Source organism: Roseateles sp. P5_B10 (assembly GCF_056400485.1).
The window spans coordinates 1-2,936 of sequence record NZ_JBFULE010000665.1; the positions used below are offsets into that span (position 1 = coordinate 1).

Here is a 2,936-nt window from a genome sequence, read left to right on the forward strand (position 1 = left end):
AGATAGCTCATGTCGACCGGGCTGCGCATGTTGGGGCCCATCAGGCCGGACTGTGTCGCCACGACGAAGGTCGCCACGCCATGGTTGTTCAGGTAGGTCAGCAGCTCGTGCAGTTGCACGACCAGCGCACGCTCCTCGGGCATGGCGTTCAGGTAGCCGTTCAGGCTGTCGATGACGACGACGCGGGCCCCATCGGTTTCGACAGAACGGCGCACGAGGTTGGCGAACTGGCTGGGCAGCACCTCGGCAGCGTCGAGCTGGCGCACATGGAGCTTGCCGGGGCCAACACCCTCCTCGACGCTCAACCCCAAGTTGGCCAGACGGTCCAGCAGCAGCGTGCGGCCCTCCTCGAAGGTGAAAATGACGGCATGGCCGCCGCGCTTGGCCGCCATGACGGCATATTGCGAGGCGATGGTGGACTTGCCCGAGCCCGCCGGGCCGACCAGCAGCGTCGCCGTGCCGCGATCAGTGCCGCCGCCAAGCAGTTCGTCCAGCGCCGCGATACCGCTGGGCACGACTTCGCGCTGGTAAGGCGAGCCATGCTGGCTGGGCTTCAGGCGCGGGAACACCTCCAGGCCGCCCTGCCGGATGACGATGTCCTGCTGGCCGCTGATGAAGTCGCTGCCGCGGAACTTGGTGATGCGCAGCTGGCGCTGTGCTGGCCCGTAGGGGGGCACATGGCGCTCCAGCGCAATGACGCCGTGCGCGATGCTGTGCAACTGGGTGTCGACGCGGTCGCTCGAACGGTCGTCCAGGAAGAGCACGGTGCAGCCGCGGCCGACGAAGAACTGCTTCAGCGCCAGGATCTGGCGCCGGTAACGCAGCGACGACTGGGCCAGCAGGCGCAGTTCCGACAGCGAATCCAGCACCATGCGGCGCGGCTTGCAGCGCTCGACGGCCTCCAGCACGCGCTTGGTCGTCTCGCTCAACTCCACCTCCGACGGGTGGTACATGGTCAACTCGGCGTCGCCGAACAGGTCACTTTCACCAGCCACCAGTTCGACGACCTCGATGCCGTCGAGCGTCCACCCATGCGACGCCGCCCCGGCGCGCAACTCGGCCGCCGTCTCGCCCAGCGTCACGTACAGGCAGGGCTCGCCCTCGCGGACGCCCTGCATCAGGTACTGCAGCGCCAGCGTCGTCTTGCCGGCGCCGGGTTCGCCGTCGACCAAATAGAGCTGCCCGGCAATCAGCCCGCCATGCAGGACTTCATCCAGGCCGGGCACGCCGCTTGCGGAACGCGATCTGTTCCCAGTCATCGCCAATCTCCAGTCAGGAAATGCGGCCTCATGCCAGGCCGCCATGCACAGGTGACAGCCAGTGTATGTCCGCCAAATGGCCGGGTTCGGGTCGGGTTCGGGTCGGGTTTGCGCGTGCGAACTGGGGGTCAGGGGCATCGTGCCCAGGCGTACACTGTCCCGGCTGTCGCGCGTCTGCTCACTGCCGCGGCGGCCCTAGCAGACCGGGCGCCACGCATCACTTCTGCGTTCCCATGCTCGCCGGCTCCCGCCGTCGGCTTTGGTTGTCATCTGCTTGCAGCGGCGAGCCCCACTTCCACTCCTCGAAGACTCTTCGAGRCGCCCCTCCCGGCACCGCGGCCCGCCCCTTCCAGGAGCGCGCCAAACGCGGCCCCGCCCCCATTGACGACCTGCGTGACAGGGCCGCCGCTCGCACCGACGGCGCCCGATGCCCACGCCCTGGAGATGCTGATGAAGCCGGTCCCCCTTGCACCCGATACCAAACGTGACGCGCTCCGCGATGGATTGCTCGCCACCGTCGACCTGCTCAAGCGCCGCCGCGCCGCCGAGATCGCCGAAAAAACCATCGAGGAGTACGTCGCCCTGCACTGGCTCGAGTGGCATGGCGGCTCGCTGCGCCTGACGACGACGGGCGAGAACATGTGCCGGCACCTGACTTCGCAGCTGGACCGCATCACCCCGCGCCCGGCGTACTGACGCGCGGCGCCCACCCGGCCCCACGATGTCGGCACCCGATCCCCTGCTGCTGGCCATTGCGCGCATCGGCACCTTCGACGGCAAGCGCGCGCTGACCGGCGCCAGCGGCTTCTTCTTCCGGCGCGACGCCCGCCTCTACCTGGTCACCAGCCGGCACGTCTTCATCGACGAAGAGGCCGACCACCACCCCGACCGCGTCGAACTCGAACTGCATGCCGACGCCGACAACCTGACCGATGCCATCGTGCTGTCGGTGCTGCTCTACCGTGACGGCCGCGCCAATTGGCGCCAGGGCCGGGACGACGCCGGTGGYATCGACGTGGCGGTGCTGGAGATCGACGCGGGCGCCCTGCCCGAGACGGTCCAGCTCACTGCCTTCACGCTTGAGAGCCTGCCCGGCGCGGACGACGACGTGCCGCTGGGCCAGCCCATCCTGATCACCGGCTTCCCGCTCGGCTTTCACGATGACCTGCACCATCTCCCGGTCGTGCGCCAAGGCGCCATCGCTTCGCCCTATGGCTGGCGCTTCCAGGGCCAGGGCTGGTTCCTGACCGATGCGCGCACTCATCGCGGTATCAGYGGCGCGCCGGTCGTCATGCGGGCGCCGGGCCGCAAGCCCCTGCCCTGGCTGCTGGTGGGCATCCATTCGACGCGCTTCGACATCGGCAACCGCGACCTCGAGGCCGACGAGTCGCTGGGCCTGAATGCGGCCTGGTATCCCGACATCCTCGCGACCCTGACCGACCCCTCGCCGCGCCGCGAACCCCCATCCAAACCCGAGCCGGCGGCGAAGGCCTCGCCTTGAGCTCAGGGAGCGACGGCGCGCAAAGCCGGCTCGTTGCGCTGGAGCGGCAGATCGCCGCCGCCGAGGCGACGCTGCTGGAACTGCAGGCCGCCATCCTCGAAGCCCGCAGCGAACGAGGCCTGTCGGCCGCTCACGACGCCCGCCTGGAGAACAAACGCCTGCAGGCGGAAAACCAG

4 protein-coding genes are annotated in these 2,936 nt (G+C 68.9%); 3 read left to right on the plus strand and 1 reads right to left on the minus strand.

Annotated elements, in window-relative coordinates; translation table 11 throughout:
* Window positions 1–1,259, minus strand: a 1,259-nt coding sequence (locus AC1DU6_RS25620) for an ATPase domain-containing protein (RefSeq protein WP_477860545.1), incomplete at its 3' end; no start/stop codon positions are given.
* Between the two features lie 450 nt (window positions 1,260–1,709).
* Between AC1DU6_RS25620 and AC1DU6_RS25625 the strand changes: the two genes are divergently transcribed.
* From AC1DU6_RS25625 to AC1DU6_RS25635, 3 genes are all read left to right on the plus strand, one after another.
* On the plus strand, window positions 1,710–1,955 hold the full coding sequence (locus AC1DU6_RS25625) for a hypothetical protein (RefSeq protein ID WP_056197143.1): 246 nt from the start codon (window positions 1,710–1,712) through the stop codon (window positions 1,953–1,955).
* Between the two features lie 25 nt (window positions 1,956–1,980).
* Window positions 1,981–2,760, plus strand: coding sequence for a S1 family peptidase (locus tag AC1DU6_RS25630; protein ID WP_056194977.1), 780 nt, complete (start codon window positions 1,981–1,983; stop codon window positions 2,758–2,760).
* Window positions 2,757–2,936 (plus strand): hypothetical protein (locus AC1DU6_RS25635; protein ID WP_477860547.1); only part of this gene is annotated, 180 nt, incomplete at its 3' end. The genes AC1DU6_RS25630 and AC1DU6_RS25635, both read left to right, overlap by 4 nt.

What these genes read in the sequence shown, in the direction of transcription:
- AC1DU6_RS25625 (WP_056197143.1), top strand. Translation starts at nt 1,710, where the DNA reads ATGAAGCCGGTCCCCCTTGCACCCGATACCAAACGTGACGCGCTCCGC.